At 64.5% G+C, this 24,554-nt stretch carries 18 protein-coding genes; 17 read left to right on the top strand and 1 reads right to left on the bottom strand.

Features of this window, described 5'->3' with window-relative positions; all coding sequences use genetic code 11:
* Window positions 1-30: 30 nt before the first annotated feature.
* The 5 genes from fliL (at window position 31) to AB3G45_RS22745 (ending at window position 5,574) form a co-directional block, all read left to right on the top strand.
* Window positions 31-540: a flagellar basal body-associated protein FliL gene (gene fliL / locus AB3G45_RS22765; RefSeq protein WP_367832712.1), complete on the top strand. Its 510-nt coding sequence runs from the start codon at window positions 31-33 to the stop codon at window positions 538-540.
* Window positions 537-1,283, top strand: a complete 747-nt coding sequence (fliP, locus tag AB3G45_RS22760; protein ID WP_367832711.1) for a flagellar type III secretion system pore protein FliP — start codon at window positions 537-539, stop codon at window positions 1,281-1,283. The genes fliL and fliP overlap by 4 nt, the downstream gene beginning before the upstream one ends.
* Window positions 1,284-1,518: 235 nt before the next feature.
* On the top strand, window positions 1,519-2,694 hold the full coding sequence (locus tag AB3G45_RS22755) for a flagellin (protein ID WP_367832710.1): 1,176 nt from the start codon (window positions 1,519-1,521) through the stop codon (window positions 2,692-2,694).
* Between the two features lie 262 nt (window positions 2,695-2,956).
* On the top strand, window positions 2,957-4,126 hold the full coding sequence (locus AB3G45_RS22750; RefSeq protein WP_367832709.1) for a flagellin: 1,170 nt from the start codon (window positions 2,957-2,959) through the stop codon (window positions 4,124-4,126).
* A 272-nt stretch (window positions 4,127-4,398) separates the two neighbouring features.
* Window positions 4,399-5,574 (top strand): flagellin, encoded by a 1,176-nt coding sequence (locus AB3G45_RS22745; RefSeq protein WP_367832708.1) that lies wholly within the window; start codon window positions 4,399-4,401, stop codon window positions 5,572-5,574.
* A 76-nt stretch (window positions 5,575-5,650) separates the two neighbouring features.
* On the opposite strand, the gene glf is transcribed toward AB3G45_RS22745, so the two are convergent.
* Window positions 5,651-6,805, bottom strand: a complete 1,155-nt coding sequence (glf, locus tag AB3G45_RS22740; RefSeq protein ID WP_367832707.1) for a UDP-galactopyranose mutase — start codon at window positions 6,803-6,805, stop codon at window positions 5,651-5,653.
* Between the two features lie 470 nt (window positions 6,806-7,275).
* On the opposite strand from glf, the gene AB3G45_RS22735 reads away from it, so the two are divergent.
* From AB3G45_RS22735 to flgK, 12 genes are all read left to right on the top strand, one after another.
* On the top strand, window positions 7,276-9,696 hold the full coding sequence (locus AB3G45_RS22735) for a hypothetical protein (protein WP_367832706.1): 2,421 nt from the start codon (window positions 7,276-7,278) through the stop codon (window positions 9,694-9,696).
* Between the two features lie 588 nt (window positions 9,697-10,284).
* A complete protein-coding gene (locus tag AB3G45_RS22730) occupies window positions 10,285-11,676 on the top strand; it encodes a hypothetical protein (RefSeq protein ID WP_367832705.1) in 1,392 nt (463 codons plus the stop codon).
* 195 nt (window positions 11,677-11,871) lie between these two features.
* Window positions 11,872-13,908 (top strand): glycosyl transferase, encoded by a 2,037-nt coding sequence (locus tag AB3G45_RS22725; protein ID WP_367832704.1) that lies wholly within the window; start codon window positions 11,872-11,874, stop codon window positions 13,906-13,908.
* Window positions 13,909-14,144: 236 nt separating this feature from the next.
* Window positions 14,145-15,329: a flagellin gene (locus AB3G45_RS22720; RefSeq protein WP_367832703.1), complete on the top strand. Its 1,185-nt coding sequence runs from the start codon at window positions 14,145-14,147 to the stop codon at window positions 15,327-15,329.
* 311 nt (window positions 15,330-15,640) lie between these two features.
* Window positions 15,641-16,294 (top strand): hypothetical protein, encoded by a 654-nt coding sequence (locus AB3G45_RS22715; protein WP_367832702.1) that lies wholly within the window; start codon window positions 15,641-15,643, stop codon window positions 16,292-16,294.
* Window positions 16,291-17,514: a MotB family protein gene (locus AB3G45_RS22710; protein WP_367832701.1), complete on the top strand. Its 1,224-nt coding sequence runs from the start codon at window positions 16,291-16,293 to the stop codon at window positions 17,512-17,514. Before AB3G45_RS22715 ends, AB3G45_RS22710 begins: the two co-directional genes overlap by 4 nt.
* 4 nt (window positions 17,515-17,518) lie before the next feature.
* Entirely contained in the window at window positions 17,519-18,856 is a 1,338-nt protein-coding gene (motC, locus tag AB3G45_RS22705) for a chemotaxis protein MotC (protein WP_367832700.1), read from the top strand.
* Window positions 18,853-20,256: a flagellar hook-length control protein FliK gene (locus AB3G45_RS22700; protein ID WP_367832699.1), complete on the top strand. Its 1,404-nt coding sequence runs from the start codon at window positions 18,853-18,855 to the stop codon at window positions 20,254-20,256. Before motC ends, AB3G45_RS22700 begins: the two co-directional genes overlap by 4 nt.
* On the top strand, window positions 20,180-20,758 hold the full coding sequence (locus tag AB3G45_RS22695) for a transglycosylase SLT domain-containing protein (protein ID WP_367832698.1): 579 nt from the start codon (window positions 20,180-20,182) through the stop codon (window positions 20,756-20,758). Before AB3G45_RS22700 ends, AB3G45_RS22695 begins: the two co-directional genes overlap by 77 nt.
* A gap of 280 nt (window positions 20,759-21,038) precedes the next feature.
* Window positions 21,039-21,713, top strand: a complete 675-nt coding sequence (locus AB3G45_RS22690; protein WP_367832697.1) for a response regulator transcription factor — start codon at window positions 21,039-21,041, stop codon at window positions 21,711-21,713.
* A gap of 100 nt (window positions 21,714-21,813) precedes the next feature.
* The gene (locus tag AB3G45_RS22685) at window positions 21,814-23,085 is read left to right on the top strand and encodes a flagellar hook protein FlgE (RefSeq protein WP_367832696.1); all 1,272 of its coding nucleotides are present in this window, start codon (window positions 21,814-21,816) and stop codon (window positions 23,083-23,085) included.
* 44 nt (window positions 23,086-23,129) lie between these two features.
* Entirely contained in the window at window positions 23,130-24,551 is a 1,422-nt protein-coding gene (gene flgK / locus AB3G45_RS22680; RefSeq protein ID WP_367832695.1) for a flagellar hook-associated protein FlgK, read from the top strand.
* Window positions 24,552-24,554 lie beyond the last annotated feature (3 nt).

The following is a 24,554-nucleotide window of genomic DNA, read 5'->3' as shown; positions in this document are numbered from 1 at the left end:
CCCAAGTCCTGACAATACGGGAAGACGAACATGGCGGACGAAGAAGAGGGCGTCGCGGAAACGAAGAAGCCGGCGCTGGTCATCACCCTCGCGGCTATCGCCGTGCTGACGCTGCTGGCGGCCGGCGGCGGCTGGCTGGTGGGCAACATGCTTGCCCCGCCGCCCGCCGAAACGCCGGCGGAAGAGCTGGCGGCGGCGGAAGCCGGCGGTGCGGAAGGCGAGGCGGCGCAGGAAGTGCCGCCTATCTCCACCGAGGCGAACGGCGTCGTGCTGCTCGACCCGATCACCAGCAACCTCGCCTATCCCTCCGACAACCGCATCCGGCTCGAAGTCGCGCTGATGTTCAAGGGCGTGCCGGACGTCAAGCTCGCCGAGGAAATCCACCAGGACATCCTCGCCTACATGCGCACGGTCTCGCTCCAGCAGGTGCAGGGCCCGCGCGGGTTCCAATATCTCCGGGACGACCTGCAGGAGCGGGTTGACCTCAGGTCCGAAGGACGCGTAACCAACGTCATGTTCCGGACCTTTGTGATCGAATGATTCGAGCCTTTCTGACCTTCGTCGCCATGATGGCGATGACCGGCGTTGCCTACGCCCAGCAGCAGTTGCAGCTGCCGGGCGATCTGCTCAATGCGCAGGTCGACGGGTCGGTCGCCTCCTGGATCATCCGCACCTTCGGGCTGCTCACCGTGCTGTCGGTGGCGCCCGGCATCCTCATCATGGTGACGAGCTTTCCGCGCTTCGTCATCGCCTTCTCGATCCTTCGCTCGGGCATGGGCCTCGCCACGACGCCCTCGAACATGATCCTCGTCTCGCTCGCGCTGTTCATGACTTTCTATGTCATGGCGCCGACCTTCGACCGGGCCTGGCAGAACGGCGTGGAGCCGCTCGTCGCCAACCAGATCGACGAGACCGAGGCCGCCAGGCGCATCGCCGAGCCCTTCCGCGAGTTCATGGTCGCCAATACCCGCGACAAGGACCTCGAACTCTTCATCTCGCTTGCGGAAGAGCGTGGACAGACGGTCGTGGAGAACAATATCGCGGACCTGCGCGTCGTCATCCCGGCCTTCATGATCTCGGAAATCCGCCGCGGCTTCGAGATCGGTTTCCTCGTCGTGCTGCCCTTCCTCGTCATCGACCTGATCGTCGCCACCATCACCATGGCCATGGGCATGATGATGCTGCCGCCGACCTCGATCTCGCTGCCCTTCAAGATCCTGTTCTTCGTGCTCATCGACGGCTGGAATCTCCTCGTCGGCAGCCTGGTCCGCTCCTTCAGCTGACGCGATTAACCATCCCGGTTTAGGTCCCGTTCACCATGCTCGTGCATGATCCGGACGTGTGGGTGCCGATTAAGGTGTTGGCAAGAAATGGCTGCGAGTTTTGCATCACACGACGGGTTTGGTATCCCTTCAGAACGCTGGAGGAGCCGAGTTGGCATGAGGCCGAACCGCCGTGACCGGTAGGTGATCCGACCCGGTATGTCCCCAATCAGTATTTCGTTCAAAGGGACAGGCAATGACCAGCATCCTCACCAACACCAACGCCATGGCGGCCCTCTCCACGCTGCGCTCCATTTCCAGCAGCATGGAAGACACCCAGAACCGGATTTCCTCGGGCCTGCGCGTCGGCTCGGCTTCCGACAATGCGGCCTACTGGTCGATCGCAACGACGATGCGTTCGGACAACGCGGCTCTGTCTTCCGTCCAGGACGCACTCGGCCTCGGCGCCGCAAAGGTCGACACGGCCTATGCCGGTATGGAATCGGCCATCGAAGTCGTCAAGGAAATCAAGAACAAGCTCGTTGCCGCCACAGAAGACGGTGTCGACAAGGGCAAGATCCAGGAAGAAATCACCCAGCTTCAGGACCAGCTCAAGAGCATTTCCGAAGCCGCATCCTTCTCCGGCGAGAACTGGCTGCAGACGGACCTTTCCAGCGGCACCGTGACGAAGAGCGTCGTCGGTTCCTTCGTCCGCGACGATGCCGGCAATGTCTCGGTCAAGAAGGTCGACTACGACCTCAGCACCTCCACGGTTCTGTTCGACACGGTCGGGAATACCGGTATCCTCGACAACCAGACCTCGATCGAGGACGACAGCATCACGCTGAACATCAACACCGACGGCGTCGTGACGGCCGTCACCGTGCAGGCCTACACGATCGACGACATCATCGCCGACACGGGCTCCGTCTTCACGGGCGACTCGGCAACGGGCGGCGGGAAGAGCTACGTCAAGGTTGCGGATAACGTCTGGGTCGAAGCTGTCGACCAGAGCACGGTGCCCACGCAGGAAGTCGCCTTCAACGACACCGTCAACAACATAATGTGGGCGGTCGACACGACTGCCGGGCCCGGCACCGCGCTCACCGCTTCGGTCTCCGACCTGACGATCACGTCGGCCACCACCTCGGGTCAGCTCGACCAGCTCATCACGCTGGTTGACGACGCCCTGACCTCGATGACCAGCGCGGCTGCATCGCTCGGCTCGATCTCCTCGCGCATCGACCTGCAGTCCGAGTTCGTCTCCAACCTGACCGACTCGATCGACAAGGGCATCGGCCGTCTCGTCGACGCCGACATGAACGAGGAATCGACCCGCCTGAAGGCCCTGCAGACGCAGCAGCAGCTCGCCATCCAGGCGCTCTCGATTGCCAACTCCGACTCGCAGAGCGTCCTGTCGCTCTTCCGCTAATCGGTACGAGTGGAGGTTGGCTGAGCCTCCGTTCTCTATCGGATGCCGCGCCCGGAAACGGGCGCGGCATTTTTTTGTCGGGCGAGGCGTTAATCTATCGTCAGGATTTAGGATTCGTTAACCATGCGGCGCTTACATGAGCGCATCGAAACGGCGAGTTAACCTTCTCTAAGAGTTCGTTAGCAGGCATGACGCTCCCCCGCTGTTCCCGGTGCTGCCCGGAATGTCCCTTTTCAAATAAGCCAATCAAGGGGCGCTTGTTATGACCAGCATTCTGACAAATATCGCAGCGATGGCTGCCCTCCAGACCCTCCGCTCGATCGACGGCAGCCTCGAAGAGACGCAGGCTCGTGTATCCTCCGGCCTGCGCGTCGGCGGTGCGGCCGACAACGCAGCCTACTGGTCGATCGCAACCACGATGCGTTCGGACAACATGGCACTTTCGGCCGTCCAGGACGCACTCGGCCTCGGCGCCGCCAAGGTCGACACGGCCTATGCCGGTATGGAATCGGCCATCGAGGTCGTCAAGGAAATCAAGGCCAAGCTCGTTGCCGCCACGGAAGACGGCGTCGACAAGTCGAAGATCCAGGAAGAAATCGCCCAGCTGCAGGACCAGCTCGCCAGCATTTCCGAGGCTGCGTCCTTCTCCGGCGAGAACTGGCTGCAGACGGACCTTTCGGGCGGCACCGTGACGAAGAGCGTCGTCGGCTCCTTCGTCCGTGACGAGGCCGGCAACGTCTCGGTCAAGAAGGTCGACTACGACCTCAGCACCTCCACGGTTCTGTTCGACACGGTGGGTGACGACGGCATCCTCGACTACCAGACCTCGATCGAGGACGACAGCATCACGCTGAACATCAACACCGGCGGCATCATTACGCCCGTCACCGTCGAGGCCTATACGATCGAAGACGTCATCGCCGACACCGGCTCGGTCTTCACGGGCAACTCCGCCACGGGCGGCTCGCTGAGCTATGTCAAGGTTTCGGACGACGTCTGGGTGGCTGCGGTCGACCAGTCCGGCGTTGCCACGCAGGAAGTCGCCTTCGACGACGGCACCACGATGTGGGCGGTCGACACCTCGGCCACGCCCGGCACCGTCACCACCGCTTCGGTCTCCGACCTGACGATCACGTCGGCCACCACGGCCGGCCAGCTCGACCAGCTCATCCAGATGGTCGACGACGCCCTCTCCGCGATGACCAGCGCGGCTGCCGACCTCGGCTCGATCGGTATGCGCATCGATCTGCAGGAAGAGTTCGTGAACGCTCTGACCGACTCGATCGACTCGGGCATCGGTCGACTCGTCGATGCCGACATGAACGAGGAATCGACCCGCCTGAAGGCCCTGCAGACGCAGCAGCAGCTCGCCGTCCAGTCGCTGTCGATCGCCAATTCCGCGTCGGAAAGCATCCTCACGCTGTTCCGTTAATAGATCGAGGAGCCGATCGGCGGCCTCGGCCGCCGGCAAGGTCTGTCCGACAAGAGAACCGCGCCGATACCGGCGCGGTTCTTTTTTTGTCTTCCTCGTTTTTTCTGTGCCCCGCCTTTGGCTTTCATTAACCATCTTGCGGTTAGATGTATCCATAGAAACGGCGGGTTAACCTTAATAATTATAAGGTTAGCAGGCATGAGGCTGCCCGTCGTTCCCGGTGCTTCCCGGAATGTCCCTTCCCTAATCAGCCAATCAAGGGGCACTTAGTAATGACGAGTATTCTGACCAACGTCGCAGCCATGGCTGCGCTCTCCACCCTGCGTTCGATCGGTAGCGGTCTCGAAGAGACGCAGGCGCGCGTATCCTCGGGCCAGCGCGTTGGCGAAGCCGCCGACAATGCGGCCTACTGGTCGATCGCAACCACGATGCGTTCGGACAACATGGCGCTTTCGGCCGTCCAGGACGCGCTCGGCCTCGGCGCCGCAAAGGTCGACACGGCCTATGCCGGTATGGAATCGGCCATCGAGGTCGTCAAGGAAATCAAGGCCAAGCTCGTTGCCGCCACGGAAGACGGTGTCGACAAGAACAAGGTCCAGGAGGAAATCACCCAGCTTCAGGATCAGCTCAAGAGCATTTCCGAAGCCGCGTCCTTCTCCGGCGAGAACTGGCTGCAGACGGACCTTTCCAGCGGCACCGTGACGAAGACCGTCGTCGGCTCCTTCGTTCGTGACGAGAACGGCAACGTTTCGGTCAAGAAAGTCGACTACGACCTCAGCACTTCGTCGGTTCTGTTCGATACCAGCGGTGACACCGGTATCCTCGACAACCAGACGGCGATCGAGGTGGACAGCATCACGCTGAACATCAACACGGACGGCGTCATTACGGCGCAAACCGTCGAGGCCTATACGATCGAAGACGTCATCGCCGACACCGGCTCCGTATTCACGGGCGACTCGGCAACGGGCGGCACGAGAAGCTACGTCAAGGTTGCGGACAACGTCTGGGTCGAAGCTGTCGACCAGAGCACGGTGCCCACGCAGGAAGTCGCCTTCAACGACACCACCAACGGCATAATGTGGGCGGTCGACACGACAGCTGTACCCGGCACCGTCACCAACGCTTCGGTCTCCAACCTGACGATCACGCCGACCACCACGGCCGGCCAGCTCGACCAGCTCATCCAGATGGTTGACGACGCCCTGACGCTGATGACCAGCGCGGCTGCCGACCTCGGCTCGATCGGCATGCGCATCGATCTGCAGTCCGAATTCGTCTCGGCCCTGACCGACTCGATCGACTCGGGCGTCGGCCGCCTGGTCGATGCCGACATGAACGAGGAATCGACCCGCCTGAAGGCCCTGCAGACGCAGCAGCAGCTCGCCGTCCAGGCCCTGTCGATCGCCAACTCCGCGTCGGAAAGCATCCTCACGCTCTTCCGTTAACAAGAAGATCGCCGAGCCTCACGAGGTTCATGGAAGGTCCCGGTTCGTCCGGGGCCTTTCTTTCGTCCGGGGTGCCTCAGAGCGGCGCGCGCAGGAAGGCCGTCATCGCGGCGTTCTCGGCCCGGCGGGAAAGATAGAGCCGCGCGGTGTCGAGCGCTTCGCGGATCGTCACGTCCATGTCGAGGTAACGGTAGGTGCCGAGGCGGCCGACGAAGGTGACGCTGGCCTCCTGCGCTGCGCGCGCGACATAGTCGGCGAGCTGCGCTTTCTCTTCCACGAGGCGGATCGGGTAGTAGGGGATGTCGTCCGGCTCGCAGGCGCGCGAGAATTCGCGGTAGCAGACCGAGCCCACCGGCTCCTCCCAGGGCGAAAAATGCTTGTGCTCGGTGATGCGGGTATAGGGGACGCAGACGTCGCCGTAGTTCATCACCGCGCAGCCCTGGTAGTCGCCCTCATAGGTGAAGCGTTCGAAATCGAGCGTGCGATAGCCCAGCCTACCGAGTTCGTAGTCGAAATAGCCGTCGAGCGGACCGGAATAGAAGAGATGGCTGTAGCCGGCCTTCGCGCCGCGCCGGAAGGCGGTATCGAGCGCCACCTCGATATTCGGATGGTCGAGGATGCGTTCGATCATCTCGGTATAGCCGGTCTCCGGCATGCCTTGGTACTTGTGGAAGAAGTAGTTGTCCTCGTAGTTGAAGCGCACTGGCAGGCGCTTCAGGATCGAGGCCGGCAGCTCGGTCGGCGAGCAGCCCCACTGCTTCTGCGTATAGCCCTTGAAGAAGGCCTCGTAGAGGTCGCGCCCGACGAAGCGCAGCGCCTGTTCCTCGAAGGTCTGCGGATCGGTGATCGTCTTGTCGGCCTGCTCTTCCAGGAAGGCGCGCGCCTCGTCCGGGCGAAAGCTCTTGCCGAAGAACTGGTTGATCGTGTGCAGGTTGATCGGCAGCGAATAGACCTGCCCGCCGCTCGTCGCCTTCACGCGGTTCTTGTAGGGCATGAAGGTCATGAAGCCGTTCACATAATCCCACACTTCCGTGTCGTCGGTGTGGAAGATGTGCGGGCCGTAGACATGCACCATCACGCCGGTCGCAGGATCGCGCTCGGTATGGCAGTTGCCCCCGATATGGCTGCGCGCGTCGACGATCTCGACCCGGTAGCCGGCCTCTGCGAGTTCGCGGCCGATGACGGCACCGGAAAGCCCCGCACCGACGATGAGAATGCGTTCGTCCTTCATGGCCTTCCTCCTGGCGGTCGTGGAGATGCTGCGGCAAGGGGTCTTCGGCCTTGCTAGTGGAGTTGCCTTGCGTCGGGCTTGCCGGGAAAGCGCGCACCGCCACCGAAAATCTCGGGTTTTCAAACATATAGGTGCGGCTTTCCGGCCGCGTTAACAAAAAATTAACACTCGCCGATTAATCCTTGACTTACTGGGGGTAGCTTGCCGAAAATCGGCTCGCCGAAGAGTAGCCGGCACGTTCAGTATCCATGGGGGCTTGTGGTCCCCTGCGCGGGAGTTCGAGGCCGCCGCCTGGCTTCGAAAACATGATGTCCTTCCGGCGCAAGGCTTGTCAGAGCCATGTTTTCTCAATTTTTTCCGACGTGTGTTCGTAGCATTGCCTGTCGAGGCGGCACACGGGAGGGAGCGAGCCGTCCCGGACCGGCGCATCCTCGGTTCTGGAAATGACGTCAAGATTTGGAAGGTAGTTCATGTCATCGACCATCCCCTCGCTTTCCATCAGCCAGATCCGAACTCTCTCGACGGCCGCGATCCAGGCATGGACGGCGGAGGATGTGGCTGCGCTCAGCAGCGAGCAGATCGGCGTCTTGAACGCGCGCCAGGTCGCTAGCATCGATGCAGGCTATGTCGGCTCGCTCACCACGCAGCAGATCAGCGCCGTGTCGTCGCGCGCCATCGGCGGGCTGACGATCGATCAGCTGGCTTACCTCTCCTCGCAGCATATCCAGGCGCTCACCACCGGACAGGCCAGCGCGCTCTATTCACAGCAGATCGACGCTCTCGATGCCGGCCAGATCGAAGCCTTCTCCAGCGCGCAGATCGGCGCCCTTTCCGCGCGGGGAATCCATGCGCTGTCGGCGGACGACATCGCGACCTTCACGACCGACGAGATCGCGGCGATCAGTGCCAAGGCGGTGCCGGCCCTCACTACGGACGCCATCGCCGGCCTTTCGGCCGGACAGGTCGCCGCGCTGACGTCGGCGCAGATCGCCGCGCTTTCGGTCGCCCAGTTCTCCGCCTTCACCCCCGATCAGGTGGAAGCGCTGAGCACCGCCCAGATGGCTGCTCTGACCGTGCGCCAGGCCTCGGGCTTCGACGTGACGGCACTTTCGACCGCCCAGACCGCAGCCCTGTCGACGGCCTTCATCGCGGGGCTGAAGACGCAACAGATCACGGCTCTCTCGTCCGAGCAGGCAGAGGCCCTGACGAGCGCCCAGATCGCGGCGCTCTCGGCCACTGCCGTTGCCGGCCTCGAAGCCGAGGATATCGAGACGTTTTCGACCGATGAGATCGCGAGCATCAAGACGCAAGTGCTCGCGCGCCTTTCCACCGATGTCATCGCCGCCCTTTCCGGCGCGCAGGTCGGCGCGCTGACGACGGTTCAGATCGCCGCGCTCAAGCCCGCCCAGTTGGCCGTTCTGACGTCCGATCAGGTCGGCGCGCTGACGTCGACACAGATCGGCGCGTTGAGCGCCCGCCAGGCCTCGGGTCTCGACGTGGCGACGCTTTCGACCCCTCAGGCCGCGGCGCTGTCGACGGGCTTCATCTCGGGGTTGAAGGGCGACCAGGTCGCCGCCCTGTCGTCCGAACAGGTGCAGGCCCTGACGAGCGGCCAGATCGCAGCGCTCTCGGCCGTCGCCGTTGCGGGCCTGGAAGCCGAGGATATCGAGACGTTCACGACCGGCGAGATCGCAAGCATCGGGACGCGGGTCCTTGCACGCCTTTCCACCGATGCCGTCGCCGCTCTTTCCACCGCGCAGGTCGCCGCGCTGACGACGGGGCAGGTCTCCGTGCTTTCGATCGCCCAGCTCGCCGCGCTTTCCTCCGAGCAGATGGGGGCGCTCTCCACGGCGCAGATCGGCGCGCTTGCCATACGCCAGGCGGCAGGCCTCGACGTGGCGGCCCTGTCGACCACCCAGACCACGGCCCTGTCGACCGCCTTCGTCGCCGCATTGAAGGGCAATCAGGTCGCCGCCCTTTCGAGCGGCCAGGTGTCCGCCCTCGGAACCGGGCAGGTCGCGGCGCTCTCGGCCGCCGGCATCACGGGCCTCGAAGCCGAGGATATCGAAACGTTCACGACCGATGAAGTCGCGCAGATCGCCACGCGGGTGCTGGGGTGGCTCTCCACCGATGCTGTCGCTGCGCTTTCCCCCGCGCAGGTCGCCGCCTTGACGACAGGGCAGGTCGCAGCGCTCAAGTCCACCCAGCTGGCTGTGCTCGGTTCCGACCAGCTCGGTGCACTGAGCGCGACGCAGATCGGCGCGCTGACCGCGCGTCAGTCCGCCAGCCTCGATGTGACGGCGCTTTCGACCGCCCAGACCGCGGCTCTGTCGACGGCCTTCATCGCCGCGTTGAAGGGCGACCAGGTCGCTGCCCTTTCGAGCGAGCAGACGGCGGCTTTCACGAGCAGCCAGGTCGCGGCGCTTTCCGCCGCCGCCGTTGCCGGCCTGGCATCGGAGGATATCCAGGCCTTCACGACGGATGAAATTGCGCAGATCGGTTCGCGGACGATTGCCAGCCTGTCCACCAGCGTCATCGCCGCACTGGGGAACGACCAGATCGCGGCCCTGACGACCGGCCAGGTGGCGTCGTTGTCGACGGACCAGATCGCTGCCCTGTCGTCGGACCAGATCGATCTCCTGAACTCTACTCAGATCGGCGCGCTGAGCAGCCGGCAGATCGCGGCGATGTTGCTGGAGGATATCCAGACTTTCACGACGGACGAGATCGCGGCCATCGGCACCCGGGCCATCAGGGGCTTGAGCACGCAGCATGTCTCGGGCCTCAGCGAGGAACAGCTCGACAGCCTCACGGCGGCACAGGCGCGGGCGATGAGCGTCGCGCAGGTGAACGCGGTGGTGGCGGCCTACGCCGAATACGAGGGTCTTTGACAAGACCGGGCAGGGCGCATAGCCCGGCCGAAAACCGCATCGGAACCCTTTCACGGGCGTCCGCCATTTCCGGCGGGCGCCCGTTAATCATTAATACTGGTTGCGTCGGGTCTATCTTCCGGCTGTGCTTGCGCTTTTCTGCCTATGCTGGCGCCGGGGCCGGAATGCGGCCAGTTCGGGACAGGGAATCGATGCGGCGTTAACCCAAAATTAAAGGCTGAAGGATAATCTCCGGTTGAACGCGAAAATCCCTCGCGAGCCCTGGGCCTGAAGATGCATTCAGGCCCCCGCCGGTAAGGCGGCTTCCGGGTGGGGGACGATTGCTTTCGAAGGCGTGGGGATCAGAGACATTCGTTGCTCTGGGTGCATGATGCCATTCCGCTGTGCTGGCTCGCGCGAGCCATGTTCCACCTAGCACCAACGCCGACCAAGGGCGGTGCCGGGCCTGCCAATGCCGATAACGGCATGCGCAGCGCCGATGGCCCCGCATCATGCGCAAGGATCTCGACATCCTCGCCGTGAAACCTCCTGGATGACCGGACGTGCGCAGGTGATTGCGTCTGCCAACTTCAATCTTGGGGTATATCCATGTCTCTCACTTCGTTTGTTTCCGGCCTGTCTGCAACGCAGGTCAAGGGCCTCACCAACGCGAACGTCGCGGCACTCGACACCGCTGCCGTAGGTGCGCTGAAGTCCGAAGCCGTCGCCGCACTTTCCTCCGGCCAGCTTGCGCAAATCGCCAACGATGAAATCGAAGCGCTGAAGCTGAGCAGCCTTTCCACCGGCGCCCTTGCCGGCCTGACCCTCGGCCAGTTCCAGCAGATCAACACGTCTGCGACCGCCTCCCTCACCGACGCCCAGGTTTCGGGCCTGTCGACCGGCCTGGTCAGCCAGCTCGTGACCGCCGACCTCGACGCGCTCGATGCAACTCAGATGAAGGCCCTGACGTCCAAGCAGCTCGCCGCACTGAACGCAACGCAGCTCAGCGCAACCTCCATCGTCAACCTTGACGCCGCGCAGGTCGGCAAGCTGAGCGGCGCTCAGGTCACGGCCCTCGATGCCGCCGCCGCTGCCGCCCTCACCGCCACCCAGCTCGAAGGCATGACCGCCGAGGGCGTGGCCGGCCTCGAAGCCGCTGACATCACCGCGCTCTTTACCGGTACGGGCTCGAAGATCGGCTCTCTTTCCACCAAGGCCATCTCGGGCCTGGATGTCAGCGATATCGCAGCACTTGACGCCGATGGCGGCAAAGCGCTGACGACGGACCAGATCAAGGCGCTCAGCGCAACGCAGATTGGTGCCCTGACCACCGACGAAGTCGGTGGCTGGACCGACGTTCAGGTTGCCGCGCTGGCCTCCAAGCAGATCCAGGCGCTGAACATGGCCGCGCTCGACGCAACGCAGCAGGGTTACCTGACCTCGTCGCAGATCGCCGCCCTGGACGCGACCCAGATCGGCGCTATCGATGATGCCACCCTCGATGCCTGGACGACCGCACAGCTCGGCGCCATCAGCTCCACCGGCGTTGCCGGCCTGTCCACCGACAACGTGGCCGGCCTCGACGCAACCCAGGTGAACGCCCTCAGTTCGAAGGCCTTCGCCGCGCTGGACGCCACCCAGATGGCCAAGCTCGACCCGACGGTCTTCAGCGGCCTGAGCTCCGACCTCGTCAAGGTTCTGACAGCCGACAAGATCGCCGCTCTGACGAATGATCAGGTCACCGCCCTGGGCGTGACCCAGATCGGCGCCATGTCGTCGGCCCAGATCGCCGCTCTCGATGACGGCGACCTGGCCCTCTTCTCCGCGACCGAGTTTGCCGCCATCTCCGACACGGCCCTCAAGGGCCTGCAGGAAGACGACCTGATGAACATGACCGATGCCCAGCTCGACGAACTGACGTCGGCCCGTGAATCGCTGTTCTCGCAGGACCAGACCAACTGGATCATCGCTGCCTATACGGAAACCACTCTCGCACAGTGATAGCCAAGGTGGTGGGCGCGGTGTCGACCGCGCTGCATCCTCTACCTCAACGCGAAACGGGCGGCGCTCTTGCGCCGCCCGTTTTCGTTTCCGGTCCTCCGCCAGCCAGCCACGCACAAGCCAGACGGGCAATAAGCGCAGGGTGTTTTACTGTGCCTGCAATCGCGCTTGCCTGGCCGCTCGCCGGAGGATGTCATGAACGTAAAGACCTCGTTGGTTCCCGATCCTGCCTCGCCCCTGGTCGCCGCATTCCAGCGGGCACGCAGCCAGAATATGTCGCTGCCCGACCTCATGCAGTCGGCCGAGACGCTGACCGGAGCGGGCCTGCTTGCCCAGGCGATCGATCTCTACAAGACCTGGATCGCCTTCAACGAGGACAATCCCTTCCGGCACATGGCCTGCTTCAACTATGCCGTCGCGCTGCGCCAGGCCGGTGATGTCGTCGGGGCGATCCATGCGTTGCAGGCCTGCCTGAAGCTGGAGCCGGCCTTCGGCCCCGCCTATATCAATCTCGGCCGTGCCTTCGAGGATAGCGGCCAGATCGACCAGGCCGTGCGGCAATGGCTGGCCTTTGCGGAGACGACAAAGGAAATCACACCCGAAAAGCTCGGGCACCGCCTGATGAGCCTCCAGCATACCGGGCGCGTGCTGGAAAATGCCGGCCGGCTGGAAGAGGCGGAAGCCGTCCTGTGGCAGGCGATCGAGCTGCAACCCATGAAGCCCGAGGCGGCCCAGCACTGGCTGTCGATCCGCCAGCACCAGTGCAAGTGGCCGATCATGACGCCGTCCACCCATGTCACCGCCCGCCAGTTGGTCGACGCGCAGTCGCCGCTGACACTCGGCTGCTATGCCGACGATCCGGTCTTCCAGCTTGCCAGGGCCTATCGCTACAACAACACGCTGGTCGGCCGGCCGGATACATCGGGCGTTCCGCGCAAGCCCGCCCGCAGCAAGTCGGGCAGCGGGAAGCGCCTGCGCATCGGCTATGTCTCGTCGGACCTTCGCCAGCACGCCGTGGGCTTCGCCCTCAGCGAGGTCCTCGAACTGCACGACAAGAAGAGCGTCGAGGTCTTCGCCTATTATTGCGGCGATCCCGCCCCCAACGACGCGACGCAGGCGCGCATCAAGGCCGCCGTGGATTGCTGGCGCGATATCGCGGCAATCAGCGACGTCGACGCGGCCACGTTGATCTCCAGCGACGAGATCGACATCCTTGTCGACGTCAACGGATATACCAAGCATGCGCGCACGGCGATCTTCGCCTATCGCCCGGCCCCGGTCATCGTCAATTTCTGCGGCTATCCGGGTTCCATGGCGAGCCCCTACCATCAATACCTGATCACCGACGACTACATCATCCCGCCCGAAAACGAGATCTACTACACGGAAAAGGTCCTGCGCATCGCCTGCGGCCAGCCTGTCGACCGCAAGCGCGAGATCGCTCCGCGGCCGACCCGGGCGGAGGCCGGCCTGCCGGAGGACGCTTTCGTCTATGCCTGCTTCAACGGCATGCAGAAGATCACCGAGGCATGCTTTGCGCGCTGGCTCGCCATCCTCGCGGCCACGCCCGGCAGCGTCCTCTGGCTGCTCGGCGAAAACGACATCGCCAGCCGGAACCTGCGCCAGAAGGCGCAGCAGGCGGGCGTCGCGCCCGAGCGCATCATCTTCGCGCCGAAAATCCCCAATCCACGGCATCTCGCCCGCATCGCGCTTGCCGACCTGTTCCTCGACACGTTCCCCTATGGCGCGCATTCGACGGGCGCCGATGCGATCACCATGGGCCTGCCGGTGCTGACGGTTCCCGGCAAGAGTTTCCCGGCCCGCTTCTGCGCCAGCATCGTCTCGGCCGCGGGCATCGGCGAACTGATCTGCGCCACGCCCGAGGAATATGTGCAGCGCGCGATCATGCTGGCCGGCGACCGCAAGGCACTTGCGGCGTTGCGCGAGAGGCTCGCACAGAGCCGCGAGACCTGCGCGCTGCGCGACATGCCCGGCCTTGCCCGCCGGCTCGAGGAATTGTTCTGGCACATGCAGGGCGAGGCCGAGCGCGGCGAAACGCCGGTGCCCGACCTTGTCAATCTCGACGTCTATTACGAGATCGGCGCCGAGCTCGTTCAGGAAATCCCTGAATTCGAAAGCGAGGATGCCTACCGCCGGCGCTACGCCGAAAGGCTCGCGCGATGGAACGACTTCTCGCCGCTCCCAGCCGATACGCGCCTGTGGCCGGCCTGAGGGCCGGTCGAGGGCCAGATCTGGCCATGAAGAATTTACGCTTTCTTCATTTCGGTTTATGAGGCGTCGGTGATGTTAACCATTTGTTAACCATTCGCCGTTAACCCTTTATTAAGAACGACGGACTGGCGCCCAGGGCAAACGAGCGGCGCCGGATGCATGAAGCCCCTTCGTCGTTACCGGTCCCCGCCTCACTCCGGCATGTCCCCGACAATTCCTTTCCAGGGCAAGTGCCAATGACCAGCATATTGACCAACTCCGCCGCCATGGCGGCGCTGCAGACCCTCCGTTCCATCGACAACGGCCTTGAAACCACCCAGGGCCGCGTCTCGTCCGGCATGCGCGTCGAGACCGCCGCCGACAACGCCGCCTACTGGTCGATCGCGACCACCATGCGTTCGGACAACCGCGCTCTCGCCACCGTCCAGGACGCGCTCGGCCTCGGCGCCGCCAAGGTCGACACGGCCTATGCCGGTCTGGAATCGGCCATCGAGGTCGTGACGGAGATCCGCGCGAAGCTCGTCGCCGCGACCGAAGAGGGCGTCGACAAGACGAAGATCCAGGAAGAGATCGCCCAGCTCCAGGAGCAACTCGTCAGCATCGCGGAAGGCGCCTCCTTCTCAGGCGAGAACTGGCTGCAGACCGACCTGACGGCCGCCGGCGGCTCGGTGAAGAAGAGCGTCGTCGCCTCGTTCGTCCGCAACGCCTCCGGCACCGTATCCGTCAAGACGGTCGACTACATGCTCGACGACACGACCGTTCTCTTCGACGAGGGCGGCAATCTCGGCATTCTCGACAAGACGGCGGTGATCGAAGGGGCGGCCGTCGCGCTCAATATCAATGACGGCGGCGTCATCAGCGAGTATACCGTCGCGGCCTTCACGACAGATGAGGTCATTGCGGCGGGTGCCGGCGCCTCCACTTTCGACGGCAGCCATGCCACCGATGGCGCGAACCACTATGTGAAGGTCGCCACGGACACCTGGGTCATCGCGGTGGACCAGACGACCGTTCCCAGCCAGGAGGTTGCCTTCGAAGACGCGCTCGGCGGCCTTTGGGCCGTCGATACGACCAATCTCGCCGTGGCGACGACATCGACCGTCGATACCCTCGTCATCGGCAATTCGACCACGACCGCCCAGCTCGACGGCCTGCTGAAGATGGTGGACGCGGCCCTGGAGGCGATGACCAGCGCGGCGGCCGACCTCGGCGCAATCTCCACCCGCATCGAGATGCAGGAGAGCTTCGTCGCCAGCCTCAACGACGTGATCGACAAGGGCATCGGCCGTCTTGTCGATGCGGACATGAACGAGGAATCGACCCGCCTGAAGGCGCTGCAGACCCAGCAGCAGCTCGGCATCCAGTCCCTGTCGATCGCCAATTCGAGCGCCGAGAACATCCTCCAGCTCTTCCGCCAGTAAGAGCGGACAGGTCCTCTTCCGCCCGGCCGTGGTCATCGGCCGAGGCGGGCGGTTGGGCCGCGCTATTTGCCCTGGCGTGGCCCAACACCCTTCATCTTCATCCTCGCACAAGTTTGAACCCCTAGGTTCGTCGGCACGATCAGGAAGATTGTGTGCCTTTCGCCTGGCGGAAGGTGCGGTGTCCGAGGAGACAGGTCAGCGGTGGTGTCAGGTTCCAGTGTTTTCGAGAGCGAGCGTTGCAGCGGTCCACGGGGTTCCCGCCGGGCCGTCGTGGCGTTCGTCCGACACGCGGCAGGTGGGGAGGATGCGCGATGAGCGTGCAGCTTGCCCGTTACCTCAAGGATTTCGGTGCCCCCCCGCGTCCCAAGGCGCCCGCCTTCCAGCCGCCGTCCTTCGGCGCCGGCGCCGGTGAGGTCGCGGCCCAGACCTTTGCCATGCCGCTGGCCGAGCCGCCGGTGGACCTTGCCGCCGAGCGCGCCGAGGCCTTTGCCGAGGGCAGGGCGGAGGCCGAGACGGAGCTTCGCGCAAGGCACGAAGCCGAGATCGCGGCCCTGAAGGAGGCGCACCAGGCCGAACTCGACAGCGTGAAGGCGCGCTACGAGAGGGATTATGCCAGCGCCCTTGCCGAACGGTTCTCGACGCTGACCGGCGAGGTGGCCGAGCGCGTCGCCGCCGACACGGCCGAGGTCCTGGCGCCGGTGATGAACGACGTGCTGACGCAAGGCGCGGTTGCCGATCTCGCCCGCATGATCAGCGAGGGCCTGCAGGCCGACGAAGGCATGACGATTACCGTGAAGGGGCCGGCAAACCTCTTCCAGCAACTGGAAACGCATTTCGACGAACCCGCGCCGGTTTTCCGGCATGTCGAGATGCAGGATGTCGATTTGACGGTGGAGTTCGGCGAAACCGTCCTGGTAACGCGGATGGCGGCCTGGGCTGACACCGTGCGCAAGGTGCTTGGATGAGCGAAGGCGAAAATCACCACCACGGCAAGAACGAGATCATCATCGTCAAGCGCCATAGCGATCACGAGGGCGACCACCATTCGGCCGCCTGGAAGATCGCCTATGCCGACTTCATGACCGCCATGATGGCCTTCTTCCTCGTGATGTGGCTCGTCAATGCCGCCAACGAGAAGACCCAGGCCTCGGTCGCCTCCTATTTCAACCCGATCAAGCTGACCGACGACAAGCCGGCCGACAAGTCGGTGAAGAAGCCGGCCAACAGCGCCGAAGGCGAGGCGACGCAGGACAAGTCCAAGGAGCAGGGCCAGCAGCAGGCGAGCGGCAACGGCGCGGAAAGCGGCAAGGACGAGAAGACGACGGCCGGCGAGGAAGCGAAATATTCCGAGGCCAACTTCTTCGAGAACCCCTATTCCGTGCTGTCGGAGATCGCGCAGGAAGTCGGCCAGCAGGCGAATGTCAGCGCCAAGGGCGAGGGCGGCGCGGCGACCTCGGGCCCTGCGACCGGCGCCAATGGGGGCGAAGCCTATCGCGATCCGTTCGATCCCGATTTCTGGACGCAGCAGGTGGAGATCTCGCAGGCGACGGACGCCGGCCGCGAGGGCAAGGCCGGCCAGCAGATGGCGGCCGCCAGCGACGACACCGTGAAAGAGGCCCTCGCCAAGGAAGAGGCCGAGAAGGCCGCGGCCGCGAAGGCCGAAGCGGAAAAGGCCGTCGCCAATGCCACCAGGGCCAAGGAAGACGCGAAGAAATCCGCCGTGGAGAAGAAGGCGGACGAGTTGAAGAAGCAGCTGACCGAACAGCTCGGCTCGCTCGGCAAGCTGGCCGAGGGGCTCAGCGTGACGCCGGCCGAGGGCGGCCTGCTCGTCAGCCTCACCGACCAGCTCGACACGCCGATGTTCAATGTCGGCTCGGCCGTGCCCAAGCGCGAGATGGTGCTGGCCATGGAGAAGATCGGCAAGGTGCTGGAAGGCCGGCCGGGGGCTATCGCCATCCGCGGCCATACCGACGCCCGGCCCTTCGCCGGCGGCAGGAACGACAACTGGAAGCTTTCCACCGACCGTGCGCAGAGCGCCTACTACATGCTGGTGCGCGGCGGGCTGGAGGAGAAGCGCGTGAGCCAGGTAAGCGGCTTTGCCGATCGTCGCCTGAAGGTTCCGGCCGACCCGATGGCCGACGCCAACCGCCGTATCGAAATCCTCATCCAGGCCGAGGGTGGCTGACGCCATGGGCTTCTTGCGGCGCTTCCTCCTGACGGGAACGGTCTTGTACACGGCGCTTTGCGCCGTGGCGCCGGCGCAGGCCGAGGACCTCGACGACCTTGCGCCCTACAAGATGATCCGTTCGCTGCAATATGTGCAGGACACGGTGGCGCTCGGCGACCACTCGGCGATGGAGATGCAGCGCTTCCTCTTGAGCACCATCGACGAGCGGCTGCGCACGGGCGGTTCCTCGCTCTTCGACGATCCGCGCAACGTGGACGCCGCGCTCGTCTATGCGATGAGCGGCGGCAATCCCGAGACGCTGGAAGTGCTGATCAAGAAGGACGTCGACGGGCATTTCGATTCCCGCCTGACCGATGCCCTGCGCAGCTATCTCAGCGGCCGCGGCACGCAGAGCGTCCGCTCGCTCGCGGAAATCTTCCCGGAATACAAGCGTTCGCGCGTCGGTCCCTATCTGGCGCTCGTGGCGGCCAATTCGGTCATGCGCAAGGACCCGGCGCTGGCGCTCAACTATTTCGACTGGGCGCGCCTCGTCGCCCCCGGCACGATCGTCGAGGAGGCGGCGCTGCGCCGCTCGATCTATGTCGCCAGCGAAGCGGGCTGGATCGACAAGAGCATGACCTATGCCAACCGCTATGCGCGGCGCTACCTGCGCTCGCCCTATGCCAGCCAGTTCGCCGATCTCTTCGTCAAGCTTACGGTCGATCATTTCGAGGCGATCAAGGAAGACGACATTCTCGAACTCCTGTCCTTCATGGACGTGCCGCGCCAGCGCGAGGTCTATCTGCGCATGGCGCGCCTTGCGGCGATCTCGGGCAAGAACAAGCTCGCCTCGCTTGCCGCCGAGCGCGCCCAGGCGCTGTCCGGCGACGGGGAGAGCGTGCCGAAGGTGCTGGCGGACCTCTATTCGGGGCTGGCCTCGGTTCCCTCCGGCGACGTGGCGGCGGCGATGGAATCGATCATCGCCATCCCCGACGAGAAGCTCTCGGCCAAGGACCGCGCCCTGAAGGCGGCCGCCCGGGCGGTCGCCGAGGAGGTGCTGCGCGAGCCGTCGGCGGCCGTGGCAACGGCGGAGGCGGAGACGGGGGCGGTCCTCGCCGAGCCCGTGCCGCAGGCCGAGGACGCGTCCTATGAAGGATTGAGCGCGGCCGAACTGGCGGACCGGGCGATGGATCCGCGGGCAGGCGGCGAAGAAACGCAGGCCGCCGCCGTCGAACCTGAAGAAGAAAAGAAAGAGCGGCCGGAAAGGGCGGGCATCGACCCGGCCTTCGATACATTCGTTTCGGGCGGGCGGTCCAAGCTCGACGAAATCGACGCGCTCTTGAAAGGAGAAGGCAGTTGAGCACCATCGGTAGCGGGGTTTTGGGCGTCGCGCAGGGGCAGGCGCCGGGGAAGGGCAAGGTCGGCCACGGCCAGGCCGCCGGCACGTCGGAGGAGGGCGGCTTCGCCAGTGCCGTCGCCAGCCTTTCGGGACGCGAGAGCGATGGCGGGCGCAAGGGCGCGCGACTGTCGATTTCCACGGAGGTCGGTGACGGCCCGCAGGAGGGCGCGCATGGCGACGAGGCGCGCGTGAAGGTCGCGCGCCGCGACGTTGCGGCGCTGGCCCAGGCCGCCGGCAAGGCCGGCGCGGATGCCGCCGAAGAGGACAGCCGGCCCTTTGACGAGAAGGCGGCCGCCTTGCTGGAGGTGGCAAGCCGGCCGGGACGCAAGGTGCAGGGCGGCGGCAAGGCCGGCGCGCAGGACGCCGACGAGACGGCGGCAGGCGACGAGGCCGCCGCGGCGGACGGCGCGCAGGACGCCGGGTCGGATGTCGGCAATCTGCTTGAAATGCTGGCGGCGCCGAATGCCATGCCGATCGACGCCGCGGTGAAGGCCGCCGCGCAGGGCGTCGTGGCGGACGGCAAGGCGCAGGCCGGCGGCAAGGCATCCGCCAAGGTGGATGCGCGCGGCGAGGCCGCGGCCAAGGCTGACGGCACCCCTGTGGCCGACGCCGCGGATGCCGGCGACATGCCCCGGTCGGATACCGACCGGCTCTTCCGGCTAATCCGCGCCGACGGCAAGGGACGGGACCTCGACATGAGCCTTTCGGACAGGGGCAAGCGTGCTAGTTTCCGCGATGCCAGCCCGACCGGCCCGAAGGGCGAGACGGTCACCGTGGTCGACGCGCGTCGCTATATCGGCCTTGCGCAGACCGGCAATGCGGCGGCCGTGACGACGGCGATCTCGCAGGATCGGCAATGGGCGGCCTCGCTGAGCGCCACCGGCGGGCTCAACCATGCTGAGGCCGCGGCCACCGGCAAGGTCGTCAACACGCTGAAGATCCAGATGCACCCGGTCGAGCTTGGCCTCGTGACGGCAACGCTGCGCCTGCATGGCGACGATCTCGTCGTCTCGCTGCAGGTGGAGACGGGCGAGGCCTATCGCCAGCTCACCGACAGTCAGGACACGATCGTTCGCGCGCTGCGCGGGCAGGGCTTTGCCGTCGACCAGGTCACCGTCCAGCTCGCGCCTGTCGACAGGAGCGCGAACGCGCAGCAGCAGGGCGACAGCCAGAGCCAGCAGCAACAGCAGTTCTCCAACCAGCCGCAGGCCCGCGAAGGCGGCAACGGCCGTCAGGGCGGCAATGGAGAGGGCACAGGCCATTTCGCACGCGAGGGAGCATCCCATGAAGGCAGCACGTCGGACAACGCTCCTGGCCTTGCTGGCGGCCAGTCTCAGCGCTCTGGCGGCGTCTACCTCTGACGCGCAGGCAGCCGTCGGGGCCTGCGAGCGGGAAATCCTCGCTGCCGCCGCGAAATACGACATCCCCGCCGGCATCCTCTATTCCGTCGGTCTTACCGAGACCGGCCGGAAGGGATCGCTGCAGCCCTATGCCATGAACATCGAGGGCAAGGCCTTCTTCGGCCGCGACCGGCGGGATGCCCTCAAGGCATTCGAGGCGGCGCGGGCGCGCGGCGCCAAGCTGATCGACCTCGGCTGCATGCAGATCAACCATTACTTCCACGGCGACCAGTTCTCCTCGCCGGCGGAAATGTTCGACCCACGCAGGAATGTCGAATATGCGGCGTCGTTCCTGGCGCGGCTGCATGCCCGGCACGAGACCTGGACGATGGCCGTCGCCCGCTATCACGCTGGCCCGAACAACGACCCCGCCCAGAAGCGCTATGTCTGCCGGGTGATCGCGAACCTGGTCGCGACGGGCTATGGAAGCTGGACGGCAAACGCGAAACAGTTCTGTCGATAATTCTATTAAAAGTTGATATTTGGCCTTGCGGCGAACTGTGCCGCAATGTGGCAGGAATGCGCCCCGTTTTGGGATGGCAAGGCAGAGCGTTAACCTTTGTTAACTTTTCCACCGTAAAATTGTGGCTCAATCCGATTAAGCATACTATATATAGACCAAATCGGCACGCAAATCTTAATCAACTGTTAATTCGACCCAGTCAATTCCTCTAGTTGCCGGTGATTCGCCCGATTCGTACCACTGCCTGAACGAAACACCACACTGATTCGGAGGCGGACGAATGATCGTAGTGGTTGATGAGCGCGAGCTCGTTAAGGACGGCTATACTTCTCTTTTTGGTCGCGAGGGCGTGCCCTCGACGGGGTTCGATCCCCGTGAATTCGGCGAGTGGGTGAACACCGCCGCCGATTCCGACATCGACGCGGTCGAGGCATTCCTGATCGGCCAGGGCCAGCTCTCCATGGACCTGCCGCGCGCGATCCGTGATCGCTCGCAGGCGCCGGTGATCGCGGTCAGCGACACGCCCTCTCTCGAAACTACCCTCGCGCTCTTCGACAGCGGCGTCGATGACGTCGTGCGCAAGCCGGTGCATCCCCGTGAGATCCTGGCCCGTGCGGCGGCCATCCGGCGGCGCCTGAAGGCACTGTCCAACTACACCGATATCGGCCAGATCCGGGTCTTCTCCGACGGCCGCGATCTCGAGATCGCCGGCGACGTCTTCCCCCTGCCGCGCCGCGAGCGCCGCATCCTGGAATATTTGGTCGCCAACCGCGGCCGCCGGCTCTCCAAGAGCCAGATCTTCAACGCGATCTACGGCATCTTCGACGAGGACGTCGAGGAGAACGTGGTCGAAAGCCACATCAGCAAGCTGCGCAAGAAACTGCGCAAGAAGCTCGGTTTCGACCCGATCGATTCCAAGCGCTTCCTCGGCTACTGCATCGACTGGCAGAGCTGAGATGACATTGCCGGCTGGCGGGGAAGGCGGACCCCGGCAGCCAGCTTCACGCAAGGCCCGTCCCATAGGGTCCAGGTGACGAGACGAACGGGGAAATGACATGAGCCTCTACGGTACGATGAGAACGGGTGTTTCCGGCATGAATGCGCAGGCGAACCGCCTGAGCACGGTTGCCGACAACATCGCCAACGCGAACACGACGGGCTACAAGAAGGCCTCGACCCAGTTCTCCTCCCTTATCCTGCCTTCCACCGGCGGCGCCTACAATTCCGGCGGCGTCAACACGGACGTGCGCTATTCCATCTCCGCGCAGGGCACCTTCACCTACACGACCTCGGCGACCGACCTTGCCATCAACGGCAAGGGCTTCTTCATCGTCCAGGGTTCCGACGGCGTCGAATACATGACGCGTGCCGGCGCCTTCACACCGATGAGCGACGGCACGCTGCGGAACTCCTCCGGCTTCACGCTGATGGGCTATCCCTATTCCTCGACCGAAGACCCGACGATCGTCATCAACGGCTTTGCCGGCCTGGAACAGATCAACCTCGCATCTGGCGAACTGAACGTGAAGGCGTCCGAAACCGGCTACCTGCACACCAACCTGCCGTCGAACGAGGACATTGGCTTTACGAAGTCGACCTCCCTTGTGGCCTATGACAGCCTCGGCAACACCCGCAAGCTCGATTTCACCTATACGAAGGTGGACACGGCGACCAACGAGTGGACCGTCGCCGTGACGTATACGGATCCGGATACCGGCGACATCTACGACATGTCGGCTGCTCCTCCGGCAACCGTCGCTTCCGCTGCGGCTGCGTTGCAGACGACGCTAAACTTCGATTCTGACGGCAAGCTCGATCCCTCGAGCCCGACCGAGCTGATCATCAACGAACTGGCCATCAGCGGTGGGGTCCTGAAGGATATGAAGATCTCCATCGGCGGCGAGGGCGGCGGCAGCACGCAGCTTGCCGCGGACTTCGCGGCCAAGGGCGATATCGACGGCATCGGCCCGAGCGGCGTTGCCGGCTACGAGATCAGCGACGCCGGCATCGTCTATCTCAAATACGAGAACGGCGACCTTGCGCCGAAGTACCGTATCGCCATGGCGAACGTGCAGAGCCCCGACAATCTCAAGCCGCTGCCGGGCAATGTCTACGCGCAGAGCAGCGATTCGGGCGTCGTCGTCATGGGTTACGCCGGCAACGGCGGCTACGGCACGATCATCTCCGGCGCGCTGGAAGACTCCAACGTCGACATCGCCGAGGAGCTGACGAGCATGATCGAATCGCAGCGCAACTATACGGCCAACTCGAAGGTCTTCCAGACCGGTTCCGAGCTGATGGAAGTCCTCGTCAATCTGAAGAGATAAGCCGGCATGACGCCGCGCGAGCATTCGAGAGTTAGGTAGATCCGATGTCGCTTTCAGCAGCAATGAAGACTGCTCAGTCCAGCTTCTCCAACGTGGGCCTGCAATCGGCCGTCGCGTCGAAGAACATTGCCAATGCAAGCAACCCGAACTACGCGCGCCGTGCGGCGATCCTCGCCACGGCGTCCTCCGGTGCCACCGTGGTGGATACCCAGCGCGCCCAGAACGAGGCGCTGCTGAAGCAGAACCTGCTCTCGATCTCCAAGTCGAGCGGCCAGGACATACTGCTGTCGGGCCTCACGCAGATGAAGATGATGCTGGGCGGCGAGGACTACGAACTCGCCCCCTCCACCTACCTGGCGAAGCTGCGCGACGATCTCCAGACCTTCGCCGACAAGCCGAGCGAAGTCTCGCTCGCCGAGACGGTTGTCGCGGATGCCATCGACGTCGCCAATTCGCTGAACAACACGTCGAACGCCTTGCAGAAGCTCCGGGCCGAGGCGGATGCGGACATCAATACGGCGGTGGTGGAACTCAACCGCCTGCTCAAGGAGTTCACGACCTATAACGACAGGGTCCGCCAGGGCACGGCCGCCGGCACCGACGTCAACGACGCGCTCGACCAGCGTGACAAGCTGCTGACGGAGATTTCGGCCATCGTCGGCGTCACCGCCGTCAACCGCACGAACAACGACCTCGCGCTCTATACCAGCGACGGTACGGTGTTGTTCGAGACGGTGCCGCGCACCGTGAGCTTCCAGTCGACGACTACCTTCACCGCGGCCGTCGACGGCAACCAGGTTCTCATCGACGGCGTCCCGGTCCAGGCGGGCGACGGCGGCAATACCAGCGCGCAAGGGTCGATCGCGGCCCTCCTGCAGGTCCGCGACTATGTCGCGCCGACTTTCCAGAAGCAGCTCGACGAGATCGCGCGCGGCGTGATCGAGGTGTTTTCCGAAGGGGCGGGTATCGAGGGGCTCTTCAGCAGCAACGGCCTGCCCGCCGTGACGGATCCCGGCCTCGCCGCCGTCATCAAGGTCGATTCGCGGGTCATCTCCAGCGCGGGCGGCGACCCGTCGCTGCTGCGCGACGGCATCAATTCCATCGTCAATCCCGGCTCGCCTCCGCTCGCGAGTTTTTCAGAGCTGCTGAACGGCTACGCGACCAAGCTGGAAGAGCCGATGGCCTTCGATGCGGCTGCGGCGATCGAAACCGACGCGACGCTGCTGTCCTTCTCGACCAGTTCGGTCGGCTGGCTGGAACAGATCCGCAGCGCCGCGACGACGGCGGGGGACGACAAGTCCGCGCTGCTCGGGCGCACCCAGGAAGCCCTTCTCAATGTGACGGCCGTCAGCCTCGACGAGGAGCTGGCGCTGCTTCTCGACCTCGAGCAGTCCTACAAGGCGTCGGCCAAACTCGTGGCAGCGGTGGATGAGATGATCACCGCCCTCCTTCAGGCGGCGGGGTAAGTT

This window comes from Shinella sp. S4-D37 (genome assembly GCF_040812195.1).
Lineage (GTDB): Bacteria > Pseudomonadota > Alphaproteobacteria > Rhizobiales > Rhizobiaceae > Shinella.
Note: the sequence above shows the minus strand (reverse complement) of the source record. Positions and strands in the feature narration are given on the sequence as shown.